General features: G+C 46.3%; 21 protein-coding genes. All 21 read right to left on the reverse strand.

Annotated features, from left to right (window positions below; all coding sequences use genetic code 11):
* Nucleotides 1-5: 5 nt before the first annotated feature.
* The gene (ybgF, locus tag CSH92_RS00330; protein ID WP_100655627.1) at nt 6-779 is read right to left on the reverse strand and encodes a tol-pal system protein YbgF; all 774 of its coding nucleotides are present in this window, start codon (nt 777-779) and stop codon (nt 6-8) included.
* On the reverse strand, nt 779-1,345 hold the full coding sequence (gene pal, locus CSH92_RS00335) for a peptidoglycan-associated lipoprotein Pal (protein ID WP_100655628.1): 567 nt from the start codon (nt 1,343-1,345) through the stop codon (nt 779-781). The genes ybgF and pal overlap by 1 nt, the downstream gene beginning before the upstream one ends.
* Nucleotides 1,346-1,371: 26 nt before the next feature.
* Nucleotides 1,372-2,727: a Tol-Pal system beta propeller repeat protein TolB gene (tolB, locus tag CSH92_RS00340; protein WP_100655629.1), complete on the reverse strand. Its 1,356-nt coding sequence runs from the start codon at nt 2,725-2,727 to the stop codon at nt 1,372-1,374.
* Nucleotides 2,724-3,506 (reverse strand): cell envelope integrity protein TolA, encoded by a 783-nt coding sequence (gene tolA / locus CSH92_RS00345; RefSeq protein ID WP_100655630.1) that lies wholly within the window; start codon nt 3,504-3,506, stop codon nt 2,724-2,726. The genes tolB and tolA overlap by 4 nt, the downstream gene beginning before the upstream one ends.
* Nucleotides 3,507-3,522: 16 nt before the next feature.
* On the reverse strand, nt 3,523-3,945 hold the full coding sequence (gene tolR / locus CSH92_RS00350; protein WP_100655631.1) for a protein TolR: 423 nt from the start codon (nt 3,943-3,945) through the stop codon (nt 3,523-3,525).
* Between the two features lie 14 nt (nt 3,946-3,959).
* Nucleotides 3,960-4,646: a protein TolQ gene (tolQ, locus tag CSH92_RS00355; RefSeq protein WP_100655632.1), complete on the reverse strand. Its 687-nt coding sequence runs from the start codon at nt 4,644-4,646 to the stop codon at nt 3,960-3,962.
* A complete protein-coding gene (gene ybgC / locus CSH92_RS00360; protein WP_100655633.1) occupies nt 4,636-5,055 on the reverse strand; it encodes a tol-pal system-associated acyl-CoA thioesterase in 420 nt (139 codons plus the stop codon). Before ybgC ends, tolQ begins: the two co-directional genes overlap by 11 nt.
* 305 nt (nt 5,056-5,360) lie before the next feature.
* Nucleotides 5,361-6,368, reverse strand: a complete 1,008-nt coding sequence (gene ruvB / locus CSH92_RS00365) for a Holliday junction branch migration DNA helicase RuvB (protein ID WP_100655634.1) — start codon at nt 6,366-6,368, stop codon at nt 5,361-5,363.
* Nucleotides 6,369-6,377: 9 nt separating this feature from the next.
* Entirely contained in the window at nt 6,378-7,001 is a 624-nt protein-coding gene (ruvA, locus tag CSH92_RS00370; protein ID WP_100655635.1) for a Holliday junction branch migration protein RuvA, read from the reverse strand.
* Between the two features lie 19 nt (nt 7,002-7,020).
* Entirely contained in the window at nt 7,021-7,536 is a 516-nt protein-coding gene (gene ruvC, locus CSH92_RS00375) for a crossover junction endodeoxyribonuclease RuvC (protein WP_100655636.1), read from the reverse strand.
* Nucleotides 7,533-7,976: a dihydroneopterin triphosphate diphosphatase gene (gene nudB / locus CSH92_RS00380; RefSeq protein WP_100655637.1), complete on the reverse strand. Its 444-nt coding sequence runs from the start codon at nt 7,974-7,976 to the stop codon at nt 7,533-7,535. Before nudB ends, ruvC begins: the two co-directional genes overlap by 4 nt.
* A gap of 7 nt (nt 7,977-7,983) precedes the next feature.
* On the reverse strand, nt 7,984-9,753 hold the full coding sequence (gene aspS / locus CSH92_RS00385) for an aspartate--tRNA ligase (protein ID WP_100655638.1): 1,770 nt from the start codon (nt 9,751-9,753) through the stop codon (nt 7,984-7,986).
* Between the two features lie 118 nt (nt 9,754-9,871).
* Nucleotides 9,872-11,863, reverse strand: coding sequence for a GGDEF domain-containing protein (locus CSH92_RS00390; protein ID WP_124916889.1), 1,992 nt, complete (start codon nt 11,861-11,863; stop codon nt 9,872-9,874).
* Between the two features lie 75 nt (nt 11,864-11,938).
* Entirely contained in the window at nt 11,939-13,285 is a 1,347-nt protein-coding gene (locus CSH92_RS00395; protein WP_100655640.1) for a sigma 54-interacting transcriptional regulator, read from the reverse strand.
* A 3-nt stretch (nt 13,286-13,288) separates the two neighbouring features.
* Nucleotides 13,289-13,873: a hypothetical protein gene (locus tag CSH92_RS00400; RefSeq protein WP_124916890.1), complete on the reverse strand. Its 585-nt coding sequence runs from the start codon at nt 13,871-13,873 to the stop codon at nt 13,289-13,291.
* Nucleotides 13,874-15,280, reverse strand: coding sequence for a sensor histidine kinase (locus CSH92_RS00405; RefSeq protein ID WP_100655642.1), 1,407 nt, complete (start codon nt 15,278-15,280; stop codon nt 13,874-13,876). It lies immediately after the preceding gene.
* Nucleotides 15,281-15,385: 105 nt separating this feature from the next.
* The gene (locus CSH92_RS00410; protein ID WP_124916891.1) at nt 15,386-15,652 is read right to left on the reverse strand and encodes an EF-hand domain-containing protein; all 267 of its coding nucleotides are present in this window, start codon (nt 15,650-15,652) and stop codon (nt 15,386-15,388) included.
* 381 nt (nt 15,653-16,033) lie between these two features.
* Nucleotides 16,034-18,160 (reverse strand): EAL domain-containing protein, encoded by a 2,127-nt coding sequence (locus tag CSH92_RS00415; protein ID WP_240612692.1) that lies wholly within the window; start codon nt 18,158-18,160, stop codon nt 16,034-16,036.
* Nucleotides 18,161-18,168: 8 nt separating this feature from the next.
* Nucleotides 18,169-18,603 carry a tellurite resistance TerB family protein gene (locus CSH92_RS00420; protein ID WP_100655643.1) on the reverse strand — a complete coding sequence of 145 codons (435 nt, stop codon included), beginning with the start codon at nt 18,601-18,603 and terminating at the stop codon, nt 18,169-18,171.
* A 62-nt stretch (nt 18,604-18,665) separates the two neighbouring features.
* A complete protein-coding gene (locus tag CSH92_RS00425) occupies nt 18,666-19,739 on the reverse strand; it encodes an ABC transporter ATP-binding protein (protein WP_100656265.1) in 1,074 nt (357 codons plus the stop codon).
* Between the two features lie 8 nt (nt 19,740-19,747).
* Nucleotides 19,748-21,361 (reverse strand): ABC transporter permease, encoded by a 1,614-nt coding sequence (locus tag CSH92_RS00430; protein WP_240612693.1) that lies wholly within the window; start codon nt 21,359-21,361, stop codon nt 19,748-19,750.
* Nucleotides 21,362-21,375 lie beyond the last annotated feature (14 nt).

Consider the following 21,375-nt stretch of genomic DNA (forward strand, 5'->3'; position numbering starts at 1 on the left):
ATCGCCTAACCACCTAATTGAGTTAGCCGGCTATCTGCAAGTTTACGTGCCGAAGAATCAGGGTACTCAGCAACCACTTGATTAAACTTTTGCCGGGCCAACGCAGCATTACCTAAACGCTCAGCGATAATACCCATTTTTAACAATGAGTCTGCTCGCTTGCTGCTATCGGTGAAGCGGTCTACAACCACAGCGAACTGCTGTTGTGCGTCAGCCCATTGCTGTTGGTTAAACAATAACTGACCCAGCCAATAATGCGCATTCGCTGCATATTGACTATCTGGATAAACTTGAATGAATGCCTGAAATGCTGGAATTGCGCGCTCGTAATCTCGATCTTTAAGGATCAGGTTCACGGCAGCCTCATAGGCATCTGTCTCGTTCTCCGCACTCATTGCAGGCGAGCTTACCGAGCTACCTGTATTGGTATTTGCAACCGCAGTTGAAGCCGCATTATTACCAACAGGAGTAGTGGATTTTAATGCTTCTACTCGCTTATCAATTTCAAGATACAATTCACGCTGACGCTCGAGGATCTTTTCCAGCTGGTGCGTATGTAACTCAACTGCACCGCGTAATTCATCGACTTCTTGTTGCATTATATCCAGCTGCGATTGCAAACGCTGCTGACTTTCTGTGCGTGAGTCAACGATCCGCTCTAGTGCGACTAAGCGGGCTTCAATATCGCTAGAATTAACGTCAACAACCGGTGCCTGCGCAGCCACAGCTGCACTGGCAACGGTTATTAAACTAGCAAAAATAAGTCGTTTGCTGGTCATTATTGATATACAACAACACCACGACGATTTTGTGCGAATGCATATTCAGTTGCACCCATAACGGCAGGCTTTTCTTCACCGTATGAAACAACACTGATTTGCGAGCTGCTTACACCCGCATTTAACAAATAAGTTTCCACAGCTTTCGCACGACGCTCTCCCAACGCGATATTGTATTCTGGAGTACCGCGGTTATCTGTGTGGCCTTCAACAACCACTGATTGGCCGCGATTAGCAATTAAGAATTCAGCATGTTTTTTCAACACGGGTAAGAATTCAGCTTTAACAGTTGCACGGTCAAAATCAAAATAAACGGTGCTGTCGTTGCGTAATGCTTCAAGTTGTTGCTCAGCCATTTCTTCTGCTTTTGCAGCACGCTGAGCCGCTTCCAAGCGAACACGCTCTTCTTCAGCTGCACGCGCTTGCGCTTCGGCAGCAGCTTGCTCTTGGGCGACGCGGTTACGCTCTGCAGCTAGCTGTTCTTCACTAGGGCCTGATTGACAACCCATAAGCGTGACCACAGGCAATGCGAGGACTAGTGTTCTCATAAACTTGTTCATTTGCATTTTCTTTTCCTTATTGTGTGTAAACGTTAAAACAGAAAGGGTGACCAGCTCGGCGATTTAACCTGACCATCGGCAGCAGGTAAGCGCGCTTTAAAGCGTCCATCAAGAGAGACCAGTGACAACACTTGCTTACCTTGATGTAACGTACTGTATATGATCATACTTCCATTAGGCGCGATACTCGCGGACTCATCTAAGTACGTACGAGTCAACACTTGGATCGCACCATCGCTAATCCGTTGACGAGCAATATGGTAGTCTCCGTTCGTCCGGTTTACTAACACAATATCCTCGCCATTGGGTGTCATTGAGGCGCCTAAGTTCATTTCACCTTCGTAGGTTAAACGATGGACTTTCCCCGATGACAAATTTACGCGATAAATCTGAGGTTTACCACCCCGCTCTGAACTAAATATCAAGCTTTTTCCATCTGGCGCCCAAGATGGCTCGGTATCAACGCTGCGATGTCGCGTAATTCGACGCAAATTACGGGTTGCAATATCCATGACATAAATTTCTGGATTACCATCTTTAGATAAAACCATCGCCATTTGCTTACCATCAGGAGAGAAGGTAGGTGCGCCATTAATGCCCGGAAAGTCGGTCAATCGAGTGCGGCTGGTGGTATAAATATCCTGAATATAAATTTGCGGACGACGATTTTCAAAACTGACATAGGCCAATTTGTCGCCTTCTGGCGACCATGCCGGTGACATTAGCGGCTCTGGTGATGATAATAAGCGTGTTTCATTAGCCCCATCATAATCCGAAATGACTAACTGATAGGGTAACTCAGTGGTTTCACGGTCGCGCACGATGACATAAGCCAAACGGGTTAGAAAGGCACCACGCTCACCGGTGAGTTTCTCATAGACCGCATCACTGATCTGATGGGCATGGCGGCGAAAACCATTGCCATCGATGATGGATGTTCCGCGCGCGACGATATGATCGTTGCTATATTGCAACGCTCCATCTACCAGCATTTGTGCATTACCACCGGTTATCTGACCGCGCAGCACGTCAATCAATTCATACGAAACCCGATATCGATCCACTGACTCTATTTCGATACGCCCTACCAGAATAGTGTCCACCCCAGTGGCTGCCCACGAGGCATAATTTACCTCATCATCGGTGGCCGGAAACTGTGGCATAGTGCTCATGGAAATAGGATTAAACTTTCCGCTGCGGCGTAAGTTATTGGTGATCACTTGGTCGAGGTTTTCCGGTAACAAACCCTCGCCTTGCCATTTAAACGGCACCACCGCGATAGGCCGAGCAGCATCCACGCCCTCGGTAATAATCAGTTCTAACTTAGCGAAGGCTGCTGTGGCGACTAACCACAAACCTAAACCCAATCCCAACGTCTGTTTCTTCACAATTTCACCCGTAAGTTAAAATCTTTAAGTTGTTGATAAACTTCAATATCTTCTGACATAGGCAGTTTATCTGGTCGCAACGCAGCTTGTCTTGACGCTCGACATAACGCCGCATCGCCTTCCAGAATACTGACCTGAGTTACTAAGCCGCTACTGGCCATGCGAATGTTTAACAAACACGATTTTCCGCGGAAACTATCGTCCTTGTATACGTATTGCTGAATAGCGCTAGTAATCAACGCCTGGTAACGCTCTACTTCCGATAACACTTGTTGAGAGCGTCGCTGTGTTTGTGCTGCTTGCTCTTGTGCTAATTGCTCTTGCATGAGACGTTCCAACGCTTGCTGCTCTTTGCGTTGCTGCTCCTGTCTGGCCTTTTCTTCAGCCTCACGTTTTTTACGCGCTTCTTCTTGCCGTTTGCGCTCTGCAGCCTCTTGCGCTTTGCGCTCTAGTTCACGCTGCTCAGCACGGGCTTTTTCTTCACGTTGCTTGCGCGCTTTCTCTTCAGCTGCGCGGCGTTTCGCTTGCTCTTGCGCTTGACGCTTGCGCTCAGCTTCACGCTGCTTTTGTTGTTCTGCGGCGGCAGCTGCAGCCGCGGCTTGCTGTCGGTCATAAATTTCCTGCGCATCAATAAAAGTCGCTTGGATCACCGGTGCTGGTTGTGACATTGGGACGATTGACTCGTGACCAAATGCCACACTCAACAGCAGCACTAGGGCAATGCCAAGGTGCAAGCCGAGGGATTTAAGCAATGACTGGCGGTCTTCACTGAGTTTCATGCGTACAGCGCTACTATTAACCTTCAACCGGGTCGGTCATAAGCCCGACGGATGGCACGCCTGCGCGCTGCAATAGTACCATGAGCTGAATTACGTCGTTGTAGGGCACAGCGCCGTCAGCTTTCACCACGACCGGCGTTTGCGGTTGCTTTTGTAGCTGTGCTGCCACCAATGTCGCTAAATCGGCAGCGGTCATCGCCGCCTCTTCATCTTCACCAATATTTAAATAATAAGCCCCTTCTGCATCGATCGAAGCGATGATGGGTGGATTATCTTCCTGCTCTATTACATCTGCGTTGGCGTCAGGTAAATCGACCTTAACCCCTTGCGAGACGAGTGGCGCCGTTACCATAAAAATGATCAACAACACGAGCATAACGTCAATGTATGGCACCACGTTGATTTCAGAAACCGGGCGACGACGCTTGCGTACATACATAATGGTGGCCCCGTTTAGTTAGTTGAGCTAGACGCCAGTGCTTGACGGTGCAGAATGGCGGAGAATTCCTCCATAAAGATACCGTAATTATTTTCTAACTTTTCTACCTGATTACTGAAGCGGTTATAGGCGATTACCGCAGGGATTGCAGCAAACAAACCAATCGCCGTTGCAATCAACGCTTCGGCGATACCTGGAGCAACCATGGTCAACGTAGCTTGTTGCACTTGCCCGAGCGCAATAAACGCATTCATGATCCCCCAAACGGTACCGAACAAACCAATATAGGGGCTAATCGAACCGGCGGTAGCCAAGAACGGCAGGCGACTTTCCAAGCTATCAATCTCGCGAGACATTGCTACGCGCATGGCACGATAGGTCCCATCGACAATGGATTGGGTAGCTACATTTGCGCTCTTACGCAAACGCACAAACTCTTTGAAACCGGCGCAAAAAATACTGCCCATACCATCAACCGATTGGCGAGCCGATAACTCTTGATAAAGTTTATTGAGATCCGCGCCCGACCAAAATTTATCTTCGAAATTGACCATCTCTGCGTTGGCACGTTTAAGTGCCGCATTGCGCTGAAAAATAAAAGCCCATGAGACAATTGAAATGGTCATTAGTAGCAACATGACCAGTTGTACAACCAGACTTGCTTGCAAAAACAAGCCGATAAACGTCATATCAGTCGACACGCGTTAATTCCCCTAAGATAGCACTTGGGATCCGAATCGGTTTCATTGCCGAAAGATCCACACAAGCGACTTTTATTGTTGCTTCAGCCAATCGTTGTTGCGTTGGCCCTATTATTATTTGCTTGAAAACCAAGCTAGCGCCTTTGCAGTTTACTAGTTCAGTACAAATACTCAATAGCTGGTTAAACCGAGCGGGCGCATGATTATGCATTTCAACGTGTTTGACGACAAATCCAACGGATTGTTCCAACAAATCATCTTGTTCAAAACCTAGTTCTCGTAGCCACTCCGTTCTGGCGCGCTCAAAAAACTTCAAATAATTTGCATAATAAACTATACCACCCGCGTCAGTATCTTCGTAATACACTCTAAGTGGCCATTCATGCACCGTCGGAGAATTCTTATTCATAATTAGATTTTCGCATATGAGGAGTTGATGAATTCGAAAAAACTAATGGCCAGACCACCTTCAAAGGCCAATAAAAGCAATACTTAACCATTATTTAAAAAAACAAACAAAATATTAACACATTAGTTTTTCTAATTCTAAATCGCATTATTTCTCAATTGTGCAATTCCACACTGACTATATAATGCGCGCATCTGTCACCAAGACATCCGATTTTTTTGTTGACATGAGTTCCCTGGATTTTATTTCCTTCCTTAAACACTTGTTGTTTATTTGCCCGCTCATTGAGCGGGCTTTTTTTTTAACTACTCGTCGCTACGGTTGAAACCAAAGTGCTGATAAGCACGCTGAGAGGCAATGCGTCCACGCGGGGTACGCTGCAAAAATCCTTGCTGGATCAAAAAAGGCTCTAACACATCTTCAATGGTATCTTTCTCTTCACCGATGGCCGCTGCAAGGTTATCGAGACCAACCGGTCCACCGTCAAACTTATCTATAATCGCCATGAGCAGCTTACGATCCATGTAATCAAATCCTTGTTGATCAACATCGAGCATGTCTAAAGCAGCCGCGGCTACTGCAGTGGTTATTTCACCGCTGGATTTCACTTCAGCATAATCCCGTACACGGCGTAGTAAGCGGTTTGCAATCCGCGGGGTACCGCGTGATCGCGCAGCAATTTCACGCGCACCTTCAGCCACTAATGGCATGTTGAGGTATTCGGCGCTGCGCTGAATAATGGCTGTTAGATCGGGAATGTTGTAGTACTCTAAGCGTTGTACAATGCCAAAACGGTCACGCAAAGGAGAAGTTAAACTTCCTGCGCGGGTCGTCGCTCCGACTAAAGTAAAGGGTGGTAATTCAAGTTTTATTGAGCGTGCTGCTGGCCCTTCACCAATCATAATATCTAATTGATAATCTTCCATGGCCGGGTACAACACCTCTTCGACCACCGGACTCAAACGATGAATTTCGTCAATAAACAGAACATCGTTTTCTTCTAAGTTAGTCAACAACGCAGCCAAATCACCGGCTTTTTCCAACACTGGTCCCGAGGTGGTTTTAATACTCACGCCCATTTCATTAGCAACTATGTTGGCCAAGGTTGTTTTACCTAAACCGGGCGGACCAAAAATTAACAAATGATCGAGCGCGTCATTGCGCTTGCGTGCAGCTTCAATAAAAATTTCCATTTGCTCGCGCACATGCGGTTGACCCGCATAGTCGGCAAGCAACTTTGGCCGAATGGCGCGGTCAATAACTTCGTCATCAGCGCTGCTATTGGCGTTGATTATCCTGTCTGCTTCTATCATGCGCTCTCCTTACACCATACTACGCAACGATTCACGGATCAGTGATTCACTGCTCATGTCGTCTTGGTAAACGGCGTTAATTGCCTTGCTCGCTTGGACCGGTTTATAACCGAGCGCTATCAATGCACTGATGGCCTCTTCTTTAACATCAGAAACCGGCAATATCGTACTCTTACCAGTATCTTGAACATTGATTGACGGCGGTATTGCAGCACTCCCACCAAGTTCCAATTTAGCTAATTTATCACGCAACTCAACCACCAGGCGTTCAGCCGTCTTTCTACCAACGCCGGGCAATTTAACCAGCGTCGAGACGTCTTCAAATTGCACACATTGCATAAACTGCTGCGCACTCATGCCAGATAAAATGGTTAATGCTAATTTAGGACCAACGCCATTGGCTTTAATCAATTCACGAAACACGGTACGTTCGCTAACATCAATAAAACCATACAGTAATTGTGCATCTTCGCGGACCACAAAATGGGTATAGATGGTTGCCGCTTCACCGACACTAGGAAGTTCATAAAAACACGTCATAGGTAATTGGACTTCGTACCCGACGCCATTGACATCCAACAGTATGTCTGGTGGTTGTTTAACTAACAATATTCCGTGTAATCGACCTATCATGTATCGCTCACCTAATTAATTAACGTAGCCGGCCACGCACGGTTTTAGTCGCATGTCCTGACAATCTTACTAAGCTTTGTGTGGTATGAGCATGACACATTGCAACCGCTAAGGCATCGGCCGCATCACTTTGTGGCGTTGCATTGAGCTTTAGCATGTGCGTTACCATATGCTGAACCTGTGCTTTATCGGCACTTCCGCGCCCGACCACCGCTTGCTTAATCTGGCGCGCTGAGTATTCAGCAAATGGTAATTTTTGTTGTGTCGCGGCTACAATGGCAGCGCCTCTTGCTTGCCCAAGTTTAAGTGCTGAATCAGGGTTTTTCGCCATGAAAACTTGCTCAATCGCAAATTGCGTCGGCGAAAACTCAGCAATAATCGCACTGACTCCACAGAAAATTTGGTCGAGTCGATTATCCAGCTCACCACTGACGCGAATGCAACCACTACCAATGTATTGCAACTGGTTATTTTGATAGCGCAGCACGCCATAACCAGTAACCCGCGACCCGGGATCGATACCGAGTATGATCACATCGGCTCCGGCACAAATTGAGCAATGGCGAGACGATTAGTTTCTGACCACACACGCTTGATAGCTGCTTCTTTAGACAACCACTCGTAGGCCGAATGCTCGCTTAATAGGATCGGTGTTGAGCTATCGACAAGTACTGCAAACACATATTCAGTATTAGTCGTCACCCCTGGCGGATAGCGATATAACCAACGTTCTCGGATCTTAAACTGATTGACGGTATGGCAGTCTTGGATGCGCATATCTGCAGGGTCAAGCACGATACCTACTTCTTCGCCAAGTTCGCGATAAGCGGTTTGCAAAGGCACTTCGTTTTCTTCCACCGTACCGGTTACCGATTGCCAAAAACTAGCATCGTCATTGCGTTGCAGAAGCAATACCCGGCTTTGGTGGTCATAAATAACCACCAATGCCGATTCTGGTCGCTTCAGCTCAGCCAAGTGCAGATTAATCCTGCGACTCTTTAGTTTGTACCGTGGTAATTCCCAACTCCTTTAACTGCGCTGGATTTGCTGCCCCAGGCGCATCTGTCAAAGGACAAGCAGCCGTGGTGGTTTTGGGAAATGCCATAACATCACGAATAGACGATGCACCGGTCATTAACATCACCATACGGTCAAGACCAAAGGCTAAACCTGCGTGTGGTGGTGTACCGTACTTCAGAGCCTCTAATAAGAAGCCGAACTTAGTTTGCGCCTCTTGCTCATCAATACCCAACAATTCAAATACGGCAGATTGCATTTTGGCATCAAAGATCCGCACTGAGCCACCACCTAATTCAACGCCGTTCAGCACCATGTCGTAAGCGTTAGATAATGCGGTTGCTGGATTTGCCTTCAACTCCTCTGGTGTCATGTCACGCGGCGCTGTAAACGGATGGTGTAAGGCATGGAATTGACCATCCACTGCTTCGAACATCGGGAAGTCAACCACCCAGAGCGGTCTCCAGTCGCCTTTAAGTAAGGCTAAATCTTCACCCAATTTCAAGCGTAGTGCGCCAAGTGCTTCAGTCACTACCGTTGCGTTGTCAGCACCAAATAACAGGATGTCACCATCCTGAGCATGCGTGCGCTCGATCAAGGCATTGGCAACCTCAAGACCTAAGAATTTAAAGACTGGCGATTGGATCCCTGACTCGCCTGCGGCGAGGTCATTGATCTTCATCCATGCCAGACCCTTCGCACCGTAAATGCCGACAAACTTTGCGTAGTCATCTAATTGTTTGCGTGATAATTGCGCCCCACCGGGTACACGGATCACACTAACACGGCCAGCAGCATCATTCGCGGGGCCACTGAACACTTTGAATTCAACATCTTTAACCAAGTCTGCCACATCGACTAATTCTAGCGGATTACGCAGGTCTGGCTTATCGCTTCCAAAACGCTGCATCGCTTCGGCATAACTCATGCGAGGAAAATCGCCGAGGTCCACGTCCAATAAAGATTTGAATAACTGGCGGATCATGTCTTCGGTAATGGCCATAACGCCGTCGGCATCGAGAAACGTCGTTTCAATATCGATCTGGGTAAATTCAGGTTGACGATCAGCGCGTAAATCTTCATCACGGAAACATTTTACAATTTGATAATAGCGATCCATTCCCGACATCATGAGCAATTGCTTAAACAATTGCGGTGACTGCGGTAGCGCAAAAAACTCACCTTTGTGAGTGCGGCTGGGAACTAAGTAATCACGTGCACCTTCTGGTGTTGCTTTGGTTAAAATAGGCGTTTCAATATCTAAAAAACCGTTATCTTCTAGGTAACGACGGACAAAACCCGTCACCTTGGAACGAAACAACAAGCGCTGAGTCATCAGAGGGCGACGTAGATCTAAGTAGCGATAGCGCAGGCGCTGCTCTTCGCTGTTTTCTTGATTACTATCCAGTGGCAATGGCGCAGATGCATTGAAGACCTTGATAGACTTACCAAGGATTTCGATTTCACCAGTGCGCATCGTTTTATTAACTTGCCCCTCTGGTCGAGCTCGCACGCGACCTGTGACTTCAACACAAAACTCATTACGCACAGTGTTGGCAGTGGCAAAAACATCGGCCACATCCGGATCAAAGACAACTTGGACAATACCTTCTCGGTCGCGCAGGTCCAAGAAGATGACACCGCCTAAATCGCGACGTTTGTTTACCCAACCACACAATGTGACGGTTTGATCCATATAGTCTGCAGTGATATTACCGCAATAATCAGTGCGCATTTACATTCCTCAAAAAACAAAAATCGGCGGCTTTAAAAGTTAGGATTAATTGGGCCACCTGAGAATTAACATCGATGAAAATTTTGACGCGACAGTATAAACCAATGCCTTGGGGTAATCACGCCTTGTTTGTGGCTAACTGAATTTCTAATCTGTCTCGTCCATTGGACTTGGCTTGGTAAACCAATTTGTCAGCCTGCGTGATCATGGCTTCGACCGATTGGAAATTGTCCAGCGAACTCACGGCGCCCATGGAAAAGGTCAAGGTATCAACGCTTAATCTGGCTTGCCTGGCCAGTGTTTGGAATGCCTCACGTAGACGCGTAAAGATACCGTCAACATGCAGCAAGTCGCTGTGCGGAAAAATCAATAACCATTCCTCCCCTCCCATACGCCCATAAAGGTCTGCGTCGCGCAAAACCGATTGCACTGCTGCAGCGAACACTTTTAATACTTCATCGCCAGTATCATGGCCAAATTTGTCGTTGATTGCTTTAAAATGGTCCAAATCAATCATCGCCAAGACCATCGAGTAGTGCCCAGCATTAGCTTGATTAAAGGCAAGTTTTGCGGCACTCAAACAGGCGCGCCGATTGGGTGCTTGAGTCAGCTCATCGGTCAGGGCAAGATCGCGCATTAATCCACTTTTACGCCATTGCCAAAACAATAACAATACAATGGTTATTACGACCAAGGTAGACAAGGCGATGGCGATGGTTAAAAAGGTTTGCTGACGTTTACGTTCTTTTAACTGGATCTGATTGAGCACATTTTGTTGCGCCAGAAAGCGATTTTCACTTTCTTGTGCCTCACTGGTGAACTCCGCCATCATCCGCTCAATCGCTTCACCACGCCCTTTTAACTCAAGATCAACATATTGGTGGTGAAAATGTCGAAAGTATTCTAATGCCTTTACATAATCTCCTTGCTTGGAGTAATACAGCGCAAGCATTTCAGATATTTCCGCATTGGATTTTGCCAACTGCACCTGCTGTTGTAGGTCGCTTATTAGGGCTAAGGTTGTTTCTACCTCGACCATTTGCTCTAACATCAACTGTGCTTTTGCTTTACTGATCAATGCATCCAATTGTTTTTCTGCGTCATTGGCATTGGCAAACATAGCTGCGGCACTATCAGCCAACGCAATTGCTGCGGCATACCGCTGTTGCTCCAAATTAATTCGGGCGATGAGTTCATTAGCATAAGCAACTCCAACGGAATCATTAAGTTCTTGCGCAATGTCACGTGATCGTTGCACATAAAACAACGATTTTTCATAGTTTTCCAAATCAAAATAGGACCTAGCAATATTAAAATCCACAATCGACCAATTCAGTGTTTTGGCACCTTGGCGCATCCGCTGCGCAATGCTTAGTTGGATTTCAATGGCGCGTTGTTCGTTACCTAATTTAGAATTTACTACCGCCAAAATACCCAGCACCCGATCTTCATCAACCCGCAAGCCTTGTTTAACAAAAATATCCTGCGCCCTACGCAAATATTGAATAGCTGAAAAATACTCGCGAGCGAAATAGTCAGCCGTGCCTATCGATAGATATACCAACCCTTCTTGTCGGGGAGGTAGGCCTTGTGTCAACAGCTGGCCCAACTGTCTCTTTATTGCGACAGCCTTATCTTTATCGCCGGTAATAACCGTTGCTCTAAGAGCTGCACGATACAACCTCGACAATGCGGTTAACGACCCAATATTAACCGTGCGAGGTAGATGCAAATCAACCAAGCGTTCAACTTCAGGGGTATCATTGAGCGCAGAATGGATCAGCACCTCTGCAGAAATCGCTTCAATTTCTAGACTTTCAAGCCCAGACTCTTGCGCAAATTTAATGATGACTCGAATGTCCTCGAGCAGTTGTAACGGCTCATTTTGATCCGATTCCTGCAAAGCCTCGAGGTGGCGTATGATGGTAGCAGTGGGGACGCCGCGTAAATGTCCAGCGGTTAAGGGAGAAGGTAATACTAATGTCGCGTATTGGCTAGGTGCACTCTGTTGCTGCGCTGTTGCTGGCAAACAACAGAGAATTAAACACGTAACCAACGAAATAGCACGAAGCAGTGTTATCTGACTCTCGAACGCAGAAAATCGCAGCAATAGGGTGCTCCGGTAGTAGGCGTATGAACACAATAGCACAGGAATGCAAGAAGGCGAAAACAATGAACCAGCCGTCTAATGACGATAAGCTGCGGCTTCCAGTGCGTGTTTCTTCATTAGCTTGTGCATGTCGGTACGGTTTCTCCCGGCCATCTCAGCGGCACGAGTCACATTACCATCAGTAATTTTCAATAACTTCGCTAAATAGCGTTGCTCAAACGCATCGCGAGCTTCGGTTAAAGTTGGCCAACTTTGTGATGATGAGGATAATGCCTGTTCGACCAAATGCGCAGCAATTACGGGAGTTTGAGTTAACGCTACACATTGCTCAACTACGTTGACTAGTTGGCGCACATTACCGGGCCAGTTTGAGGTTGCTAACAGCTGCATTGCATCGTCAGAAAAGCGACTGACGTTGACCTTGTGACGACTGGCGCTTTTTTGCAACAGGCTGCGTGCAAGCAGTGGAATATCTTCCGCCCGCTGTTTTAACGTTGGTAGTTTTAAGTTAACCACATTCAAACGGTAATACAGATCTTCACGAAAGCCACCTTCGCGCATTTCCTTTTCTAAATCTTTATGTGTAGCAGAGATGATCCGAACATCAATGTCGATGACCTTACTACTGCCAACGGGACGAATTTGCTGCTCCTGTAAGGCGCGCAGTAACTTCACTTGCAGCGTTGTAGGCATATCGCCGATTTCATCTAAAAATAAAGTCCCACCATCGGCTTCTTTGAATAACCCCGGATTGGCCTGAATGGCGCCAGTAAAGGCACCTTTGGTGTGACCAAATAATTCCGACTCGAGCAGGTTCTCTGGCAATGCGCCGCAGTTGATTGCTACAAATGCACGATCTTTGCGGTGGCTGGCTTTATGAATTGCCTTGGCAAGTAACTCCTTGCCCGTTCCGCTGGCGCCAGTTATCAGTACACTAACATCACGCTGAGCAATTCGATGGGCTTGATCCAGCACTTGCAACATATCTGCTGAACGGGTAACGATTTCGTCACTCCAGTTGCTTTGCTGAGCAGCCGTTTTTTGGCTAAGCGCTCTGTCGAGCAGTTTACGTAACTCACGATGGTCTACAGGTTTGGTTAGAAATCCAAATACACCCCGCTCCGTGGCTGCTACCGCATCTTGAATAGTGCCGTGGGCGGTCATAATTATCACGGGTAAATCTTTGCGACTGGCAACAATTTCTTCAAATAAAGCCAAACCGTCCTGACCTGGCATCCGCAAATCGCTCAATACTACATCAATCGCCGCCACATTGATTTGCTGCAACGCTTCTTTGGCACTTGCTGCACTGATCACGTCAAAGCCCTCACCCTGCAGACGAATAGTCATCAAGCGTAATAAACTGTGATCATCATCGACCAACAAAATCGTTGGTGTAACTTGCGAAGAGGTATTTTGCATAGGCTAGCGCTCCGAAGATTTTTCTAGAATAGCGGCTTCAATGTTTAACAATTGATCCAACTTTTCTGCTTGCTCCTGCAATAACTGCGCCTGTTCTTTGATCTGTTGATTTTGCCGCGTATTTACCTGGCTTAAAACCGTGATTGCAGACTCATACTCCAATAGCTTTTGGCTAGGAATATAAGCTAATTCATGCAATAACCCCTGAAAATAAGGTGCAAGTTCAGGACTCAATGCAGTGAATATCGATTGTGCTCGTAAACGCGTCTGGTACGGCGTATCGAGGGGTTGAGAAAGTATAAATAATTGCAATTGTCCCACCGGAGATTTGTCGGTTTGGGCAACTAACTGTTTGCGTTCAGGCCAAGGGATCTTTGCATTACTAGACCAATAATCAAGCCAAAACAATGGGTTACATTGTTCCTCTGAAATGCTCTGCTGGGGAATGTCTCGCGCTTCAACAACAAATATACAGTCGTTCTTGGCTTCTAATTGTGAGGTCGTGGACGGGAATAAAGGTGTCGTTAATGTGCGACAGCCTACCATTATCAATGCCACCGTGAAGACAACTAGAACTCGAATCATCACTTATTTTTCACTCCCACTGAGCATAGGAATAGCGACCCGGAAACATACATCGGCATAATCTACATTAACAATGCTCACATAGCCATGCATTAAGCGCGCGCAGTCAGCCACTATGGATAACCCTAAGCCGGCACCAATGACCTTATCATTACGCGTTCCCGGGCCGCGAATGAAAGGCTCAAACAAAGAGACTCGTTGGTCGACAGGGATAGTTTGCCCGCTATTGGCCACATCAAGCACAGCGTAATTTTCAGCACTATAAACATGTAGCTTTATAGTTGTTTGTGGCGTTCCATGAGCAATCGCATTGGACAATAAGTTATCCAAAATCCGCCGGTAAAGAGCTTCATCTACATCAATGGTTGCCACTTCTAATTGCACGTCAACCTGGTGCCCATTTTGTTGCAAAGCGAGCGCATTATCCGTTAAACACCCGGTAACTATCGTGTCGATATTAACTCGCTTGATCACTGGCTGTGCTTGCTGCAATAACAAGTTATAGTTAAGTAACCCTTCAACCAAAGAATTTAGCCTATCGGTACTCGACAATAACAAATCGATAACCTCGCGTTGTGAGGAATTAAGCTTTCCCACCACCTCTTCACTCAGTAGCGAACACCCTTCTTTAATGCTGGCTAATGGAGTTTTCAGCTCATGTGATGCGTGCCGTAATAATGCTGTTCGCAGATGCTCCAATTGTTCGAGGCGCTCAGCTAGCCAGTGCAAATCGTGTTCAATGGCAATCAATTCGCGCGGACTGTTTTGACTAATCGGCGGAAGCTCAGGGGCTTGCTGTGCAATAGCTTTAATCACTGCCTTCAGTTTTTTAAATGGATGCACGATAAGTTGACTGCCGACTATGACCAGCGATAATGAAAGAGCCGCTAATAGCGCTGTAGACCAGGCCTGCTTTTGCTTTATAGCTTTTAGGGTATCTTGCTGCTGAGCGATTCTGCGGTTGATTGCACTGCGCACCGCTTGCTCTAACGCCGCTATATCAAGATTAAACTGGGTAAGTTGCCGCTCAAGCTTAGGCGTCGGTTCATCACCAAGATTTTGCGATAGCGCTTTGATATGCGCATACATGCTTTGACAATCAATCCCCACTACGGCATTACAAATCGTATCAAGATCGCGATTAAATGTGTCATAGCGGTTGTTGAGTAATGTTATCAACGTATCGTTTTGAACCACCTGGTATTGACGAGTGAGCCGCTCAATGTCGACTGCGTCATTTTCTAGATTACGCATCGCACTGACCATTTCTACAACAAAACGGTTATCCTCTGCGGTCATTAGTGCTACATCAGCCAAATCTTTCTGACTTTGCCAAAGTAAAGCCACCAGCGGGATCAAGGCAACGACGAAACTGATCAGTGTTAGCTGGCGTAACGAGCCCAGTTGCATGGCAATACCTTTAAAGTAAATCGAGTTTAGGATCGCACAGTCATTGTCATGCAGCAATAAAAAAGCGCCCAGTGTTTTACCTGAGCGCCAGCATTGTAGTTAGTGTTAGTCGATCTTAACCGCTGCAGTTAAGTCTGCGGCAGATAATTCATCTTTACTGATCTTACCGTCTTCATCAGTATCAATGATGCCGAAATTTTTCAGCAAATTCGCATCCCCCACAGCCTCTTTTAGACTGATAAAACCATCTTGATCAGCGTCTAATAATGCCATTAGTTCTGGACTTTCTTGCGCATTCACATTAGCGGTTGCTAGCGCTTGCAAGGCCATTGCTGAAAATATAATTGTCGAAAATTTTTGTATCTTGTTCATTGGATTTTCCTCATGTTGTTATGTGGCATGAATACTTCCGTCGCGCAGGTATCAAACGCGGGCTCATGCCGTGCCAATGAAGCTATTGCAGAACTGATGCCAAAATATTAACTCATTGTTTTTTATAGGTTTAGTAGAAAGTCTTAGAAAAAAAATCGTGATTTCGTCGCCATCAGAAGACAGCCGATAAGATATTGGTATTACGCCAGAGTGACAGGCGCAGAAACTATTCAGTTTGAATATAATTGTTGCTAAGGAATATTGCTAGATCTATGTTTTTTAAGAGTTTATTTTTTCTAATTACAAAATAAAGAGCAATCCAAGCTGTTGCTAATTTGCTCCAGAGACAAAACCTAAGGAGTTATGTGCGGCGACGAATACTCACTCGTTAGTCATGTCATATGGAATTTTTAATTGTGGTGACTGTTGAATATCTGGCATCGGGAATTTCACGGGCAATTCGGCAAGTTCCTCCAACGAGATAGGCTTGCTAAAGTAGAATCCTTGCAAATGATCACACCCTTGGCTAACCAAATAATCAATTTGACTGGTCTCCTCAATACCTTCGGCACAAATAGTTAGATTCAGTCGTTTAGCTAAATCAATGATCGTACCGGTAACCATGCGACTGCGCTCTGAAGTTTTCAATTCACGAACGAACTGGCGATCGATCTTGAGTGTGTCGATACTGATCTGAGTTAAGTAACCCAGAGACGAATAACCGGTGCCAAAATCATCCAGTGAAATCGCACATCCCATGTTGCTGACCCGACGGAAAAATTTATCGCTGGCAGCGAAACTCTCGAGATAAGCTGATTCTGTTACCTCTAGTTCAAAGAATCGTGGATCAACTGAATAGCGCTCAAACAGATTGGTAATGAAGTCAAACAACGAAGGATTCTTTAGGTCAAACGCGGAGAGATTAACAGACACGCGAAAACGCTGCGGAAACATACTCTTGATGCGAGCAAGATCTTTACATGCTCGCTCCAATACCCATGAAGTGATACCCGGTATTTTACCACCCTGCTCCGCAATCGGAATAAATTCAGCCGGTGGGATCATACCTAGCACTGGATGCGCCCAACGTAGTAGAGTTTCAAACCCAACGATACTGCCGTCCCGCCCTACTTTGGGTTGATAATGCACACGCAATTCATCATTGGTGATCGCTGAATTTATACTGTTGGCAATCATTAACTTACGTTTATGATCTTCGATCATAGACGTATCAAATAAAGTGTAGGTGCCCTTACCCGCCGCTTTAGAACGATACATGGCAATGTCAGCATTACCAACCAACTCATTAATGTCAAAGTTCGCATCGGTGGCTTTTGATACACCGATACTGACACCAACATAGAGGTCTAAACCGTTGTAGCAAAAGGGTTCTTGAAAGGCGTCAATTAAACGTGTTGCCATGCGATGAATATTGGCTTGAGTAGTATCTCGCGATGGAATAACCAGAAATTCATCGCCCCCAAGTCGAGCAACCAAATCACCATCGCGCATCAAAGAGCTTACCCGCCCCGCCACATCGACCAATACTTTGTCACCCGTCTCGTGGCCTAACGAATCGTTAATGCTTTTAAAGCCATCAAGATCAAAAAACATCAGTACGAGATCCTGCTCTGAACGCAGCGCGCGGGCTAACTCCAGTTTCAAAGTGTCCATTACAAACTGACGATTTGGCAATCCTGTTAAGCTGTCGTAGTTTGCCAATCGAGTCATGGTTCGTTGTTGCTCAATCAGTTTGGCTGTTTGTTCACGATTGATTTTAAGTTCATTCTCAATCGTAACCACTAAACCATTGATATTACGCGCCAGCCCCGACACTTCATCTTTACCACCAACCGCAAAGCGCTGACTATAGTCTTTAGTAAATTGTAATCGCTGAGTAAAATCTGATAGCGCGATCAGCGGGCGCATACGCTTGCGCAGGGCCCAAGAATACACCACTGACAAGACCAAAAAGATAATAAATAGAAACGGTAGACTAGCCATAACTAATTGCTGCTGGCTGCGCTCTAACGTAGTTTTAATATCATTAACAACAACTAGATAGCCCTTGGGAAAATCCCGTTCACCAATGCGTTTAACACTGTAAAGGTAATCGTTGTATAAATACGTGCCTAAACTCGGCTCTGATATAGAGTTGGTCAGCGATTGCACTAACGTAGTTTGGTTTCTTCCGGCCCGTCCTACATATTGTTGCACAAGGGTTAGATTACGGTCATATAAATTAGCAGTGATAACGTCTGGGTAGGCGTCAAGGCGGAGTAACGCTGACGTAACTGCTACGATATCCAAGTCCGGTCCGATTAAAGGCAATAAATCGTTGCCAATATTGTCAGCGAGCGCGGTTAGGTTCGCGGTTGCTCCATCTAAATAAAGTTTTTGATGTTCCTTGACAACCAACCACATGACCGCACAAGTGAGCAATAAAGTAAAACCAAGAGCGGAAAGCAATAAAGATGTCCGGATGCTGGAAAAAAATCGTTGCAACATAATCCTGCTTAAACCACTTTTAACTTAGCCTGCACAAACAATGAATGCGGTACATGCAATAAATCATTGATACGCCTGATAGCATGTTCTTCATGCATATCGATATGACCATCACTATATGCAATGGACCAGAGTTGCTGGATAAAATTTGCTCGCTGTTCAAGACCATAATGTTGATTCAACACCCGCGTAAACTGGACCAAATCCACAGCCTCTTCGGCATGTTCCTGTCCTTGGGCAAACAGAATATTCAACTCCTCTTCTGTCAGCTTAAATTGCTCACTGAGTAGGGTTTTGACTTGCGTCTCTTCGGCTGGTTCCAAGGTCCGATCGGCTCGCACAACTTCAAACATTAATGCTGCTGAAGCTAACTCTAAAGTATGCTGTTCATCCGCATGCTGACTTAAGCGCTCTTCGAACAGGGCCAAAAAAGATTTGATCATACAACTTGCCTCTGTGTGGTCTATGCAGTTTATACCAGCCACTGGCAAGCGTCCATTAGCGCTTACTGTGGAAATACTAATAGATGCTCTAGTGCTAACCGTATACCAAAATTTTCGCCAATTGCATGGTCGTGATGGCTGGGCGCTAAACAAAGTACCTCAGCGTCTTTGCTTTGTGTAACCGACTGTAACCGCAATCGGTACAAGATATTCGCCCCCCGAAATTTCTTATGCATAACCTTAGCTTTGAAAGGACTTACATCATCATGCACAATATCGTCGGGCCGAACGAGTAAGTTCAATTGGGAGTTAGCCACTAATCGAGCATTCTCCCGTGCGATAAGTGTTGCGGCATCAAATTCTCCAAGTGGTGTTTGGAGCTTGTGATTTTCATCGAGCACGACAGGTACGAACACACTTTCGCCAATAAAACCAGCAACAAAAGCCGAGGCGGGCTCGTGGTAGAGTTCATACGCCGTTCCATACTGATGCAGTTTATTACCGTGGAGCACGGCGATTTTATCAGCCATGGCAAAAGCTTCATGCTGGTCATGGGTTACCATTAATGCAGTTATGCCAAGCTTTTTTAATAAACTTCTTACGTCAAAGGCGAGTTGTTCGCGCAATTGGCTATCTAAACTGGAAAAAGGCTCATCGAGCAATAACAATTTCGGCTGTGGTGCAAGCGCTCGGGCAAGCGCCACTCTTTGCTGCTGTCCACCAGACAGTTGATGCGGATAACTGTCTTGATGCGTTTGCAAATCAACCATTGCTAACATCTCAGAGACTCTATCTGTGGTCTCTTCAACGCTATACCCAGACAAACCAAAGGCAATGTTTTGGCGTACCGTTAGGTGTGGAAATAAGGCAAAGTCTTGAAATACCATGCCGACTGAACGCTTTGCAACTGGTACCATGTGCGTTGCAGTAGAGACCGGTTGATTGTCAATATATATCTGTCCTGCACGCGGCGGTAAAAAGCCAGCTATACTGCGTAATAGCGACGTTTTGCCACAGCCTGACGGCCCCAATAAACAACCAATCTCGCCCTCTTCCAGCTGCAATGTGACATCACGCAGCACATCCATTTGCGTGTTTTTAGAGTATCCAATAGCCAGAGATTCTAGCAATAACATGGTTTTCATCATCCTTTATCTAGCATCCGCGTGAGTACAAAAATAGGCAGTAAACTTACTCCAACAATCGTCAATGCTGGCAACGCAGCATCATATAAGCGTTCGTCGGACGCCATTTCGTAGGCGCGAACCGCTAAGGTATTAAAATTAAATGGCCTGAGTACTAGAGTAGCCGGCAACTCTTTCAATACATCAACAAAAACCAGTAGACTTGCACTCAAAATACTCGCCCGCATTAACGGTAAGTGAATTTTGCTAAACGTGCGCAATCTTCCCTGCCCCAGAGTTAATGCAGCATCATCTATTGAGGGTGCAATGCGCGCCGCACCGGCCTCAGAGTTTTGCAACGCTACACTTAAGAAACGGATCGCGTAACAAAACACCAACGCAAATAATGAGCCTGAAAATACCAATCCAATGAATTGTCCATTAGCCGCATGCCAAATATCGTTTAGCCAATGATCAAGCTGTCCCAGCACAATCAGAGCCCCTATCGCAATAACCATGCCGGGTAAAGCATACCCTAAACTAAGCAATCGCACCTGCCAGACACTTAATTGCGAAGCAACCCAACGCGCCTGATAAGTAAACAGCAATGCCAATAGAACCACCAAAACAGCGCTCAACAAGGCAACACTAAAGGTCGCCACAATTAACTCCCAATACCCTTGCCAGTCAACGCCGCGCCAGCTTTCAAACACCCATAGGAGTAATTGCATCGTTGGTAAAATGAAACCAAGGACAACTGGGGTCAAGATCCAAATAGTCGCAGCACCCGCACGCCAACCTTTTAATTTTGAGCGAGTACTAGGTGCACTGCTTGATTGCCCTGACTGGAAAAATTTAAGCTTACGCCGACTGTATTGCTCAAGCACTAACACAAGTAAAACAAACAGACATAATAATCCTGCAAGCTGGGCCGCAGCAGAGCGATTCCCCATCGCGTACCACGCTCTGAAGATACCTGTAGTGAAGGTATTGATGCCGAAGTAGTGCACGGTGCCATAATCGGCGAGCACTTCCATCATCGCCAATGCTGCACCGGTTAAAAGTGCCGGGCGAGCCAAGGGTAAGCTCACCAGCCAAAAAAAACGCCAACGTGAATAACCATGCGTTTGCGCTATTTCAAACATGCGAGCACTCTGTTCAGCAAATGCAGTGCGTGCCAGAATGTAAACGTAAGGATAAAGAACCAATGACATTAAGAGGATGGCAAAAGGAATTGAACGTACCTCAGGAAACCAGTAGTCGCCGTATTGCCAATTGAACACTTGCCGTATCCAAGTCTGCACCGGCCCGGCGACGTCAAGCATACCGGTGTAGCTGTAGGCGCTAATATAAGCGGGCATCGCAAGTGGCAATAATAATAATACTCGCGAAATGCTGCGCAAAGGAAACTCAAAGGTTGCCATTAGCCAGGCGCAAGAGCCCCCGATCAGCAAGGTTCCCAGCGCCACACCAAAAGCCAATCCGAGACTGTTGCTGACGTAATCAGCAAGAACGGTATTTACCAGGTGCTGCCATACCTGCCAGTCTGGAAAAAATAAGTGACCGAGAATAATCAACAATGGCGCTAACAGCGCCAGTGCTATCAACCCAATAGAAACGGTATATCGATTCAAAGGTCTAGACTACA

This window comes from Neoalteromonas flava, from assembly GCF_002807685.1.
Classification (GTDB): Bacteria; Pseudomonadota; Gammaproteobacteria; order Enterobacterales; family Alteromonadaceae; genus Alteromonas_E; species Alteromonas_E flava.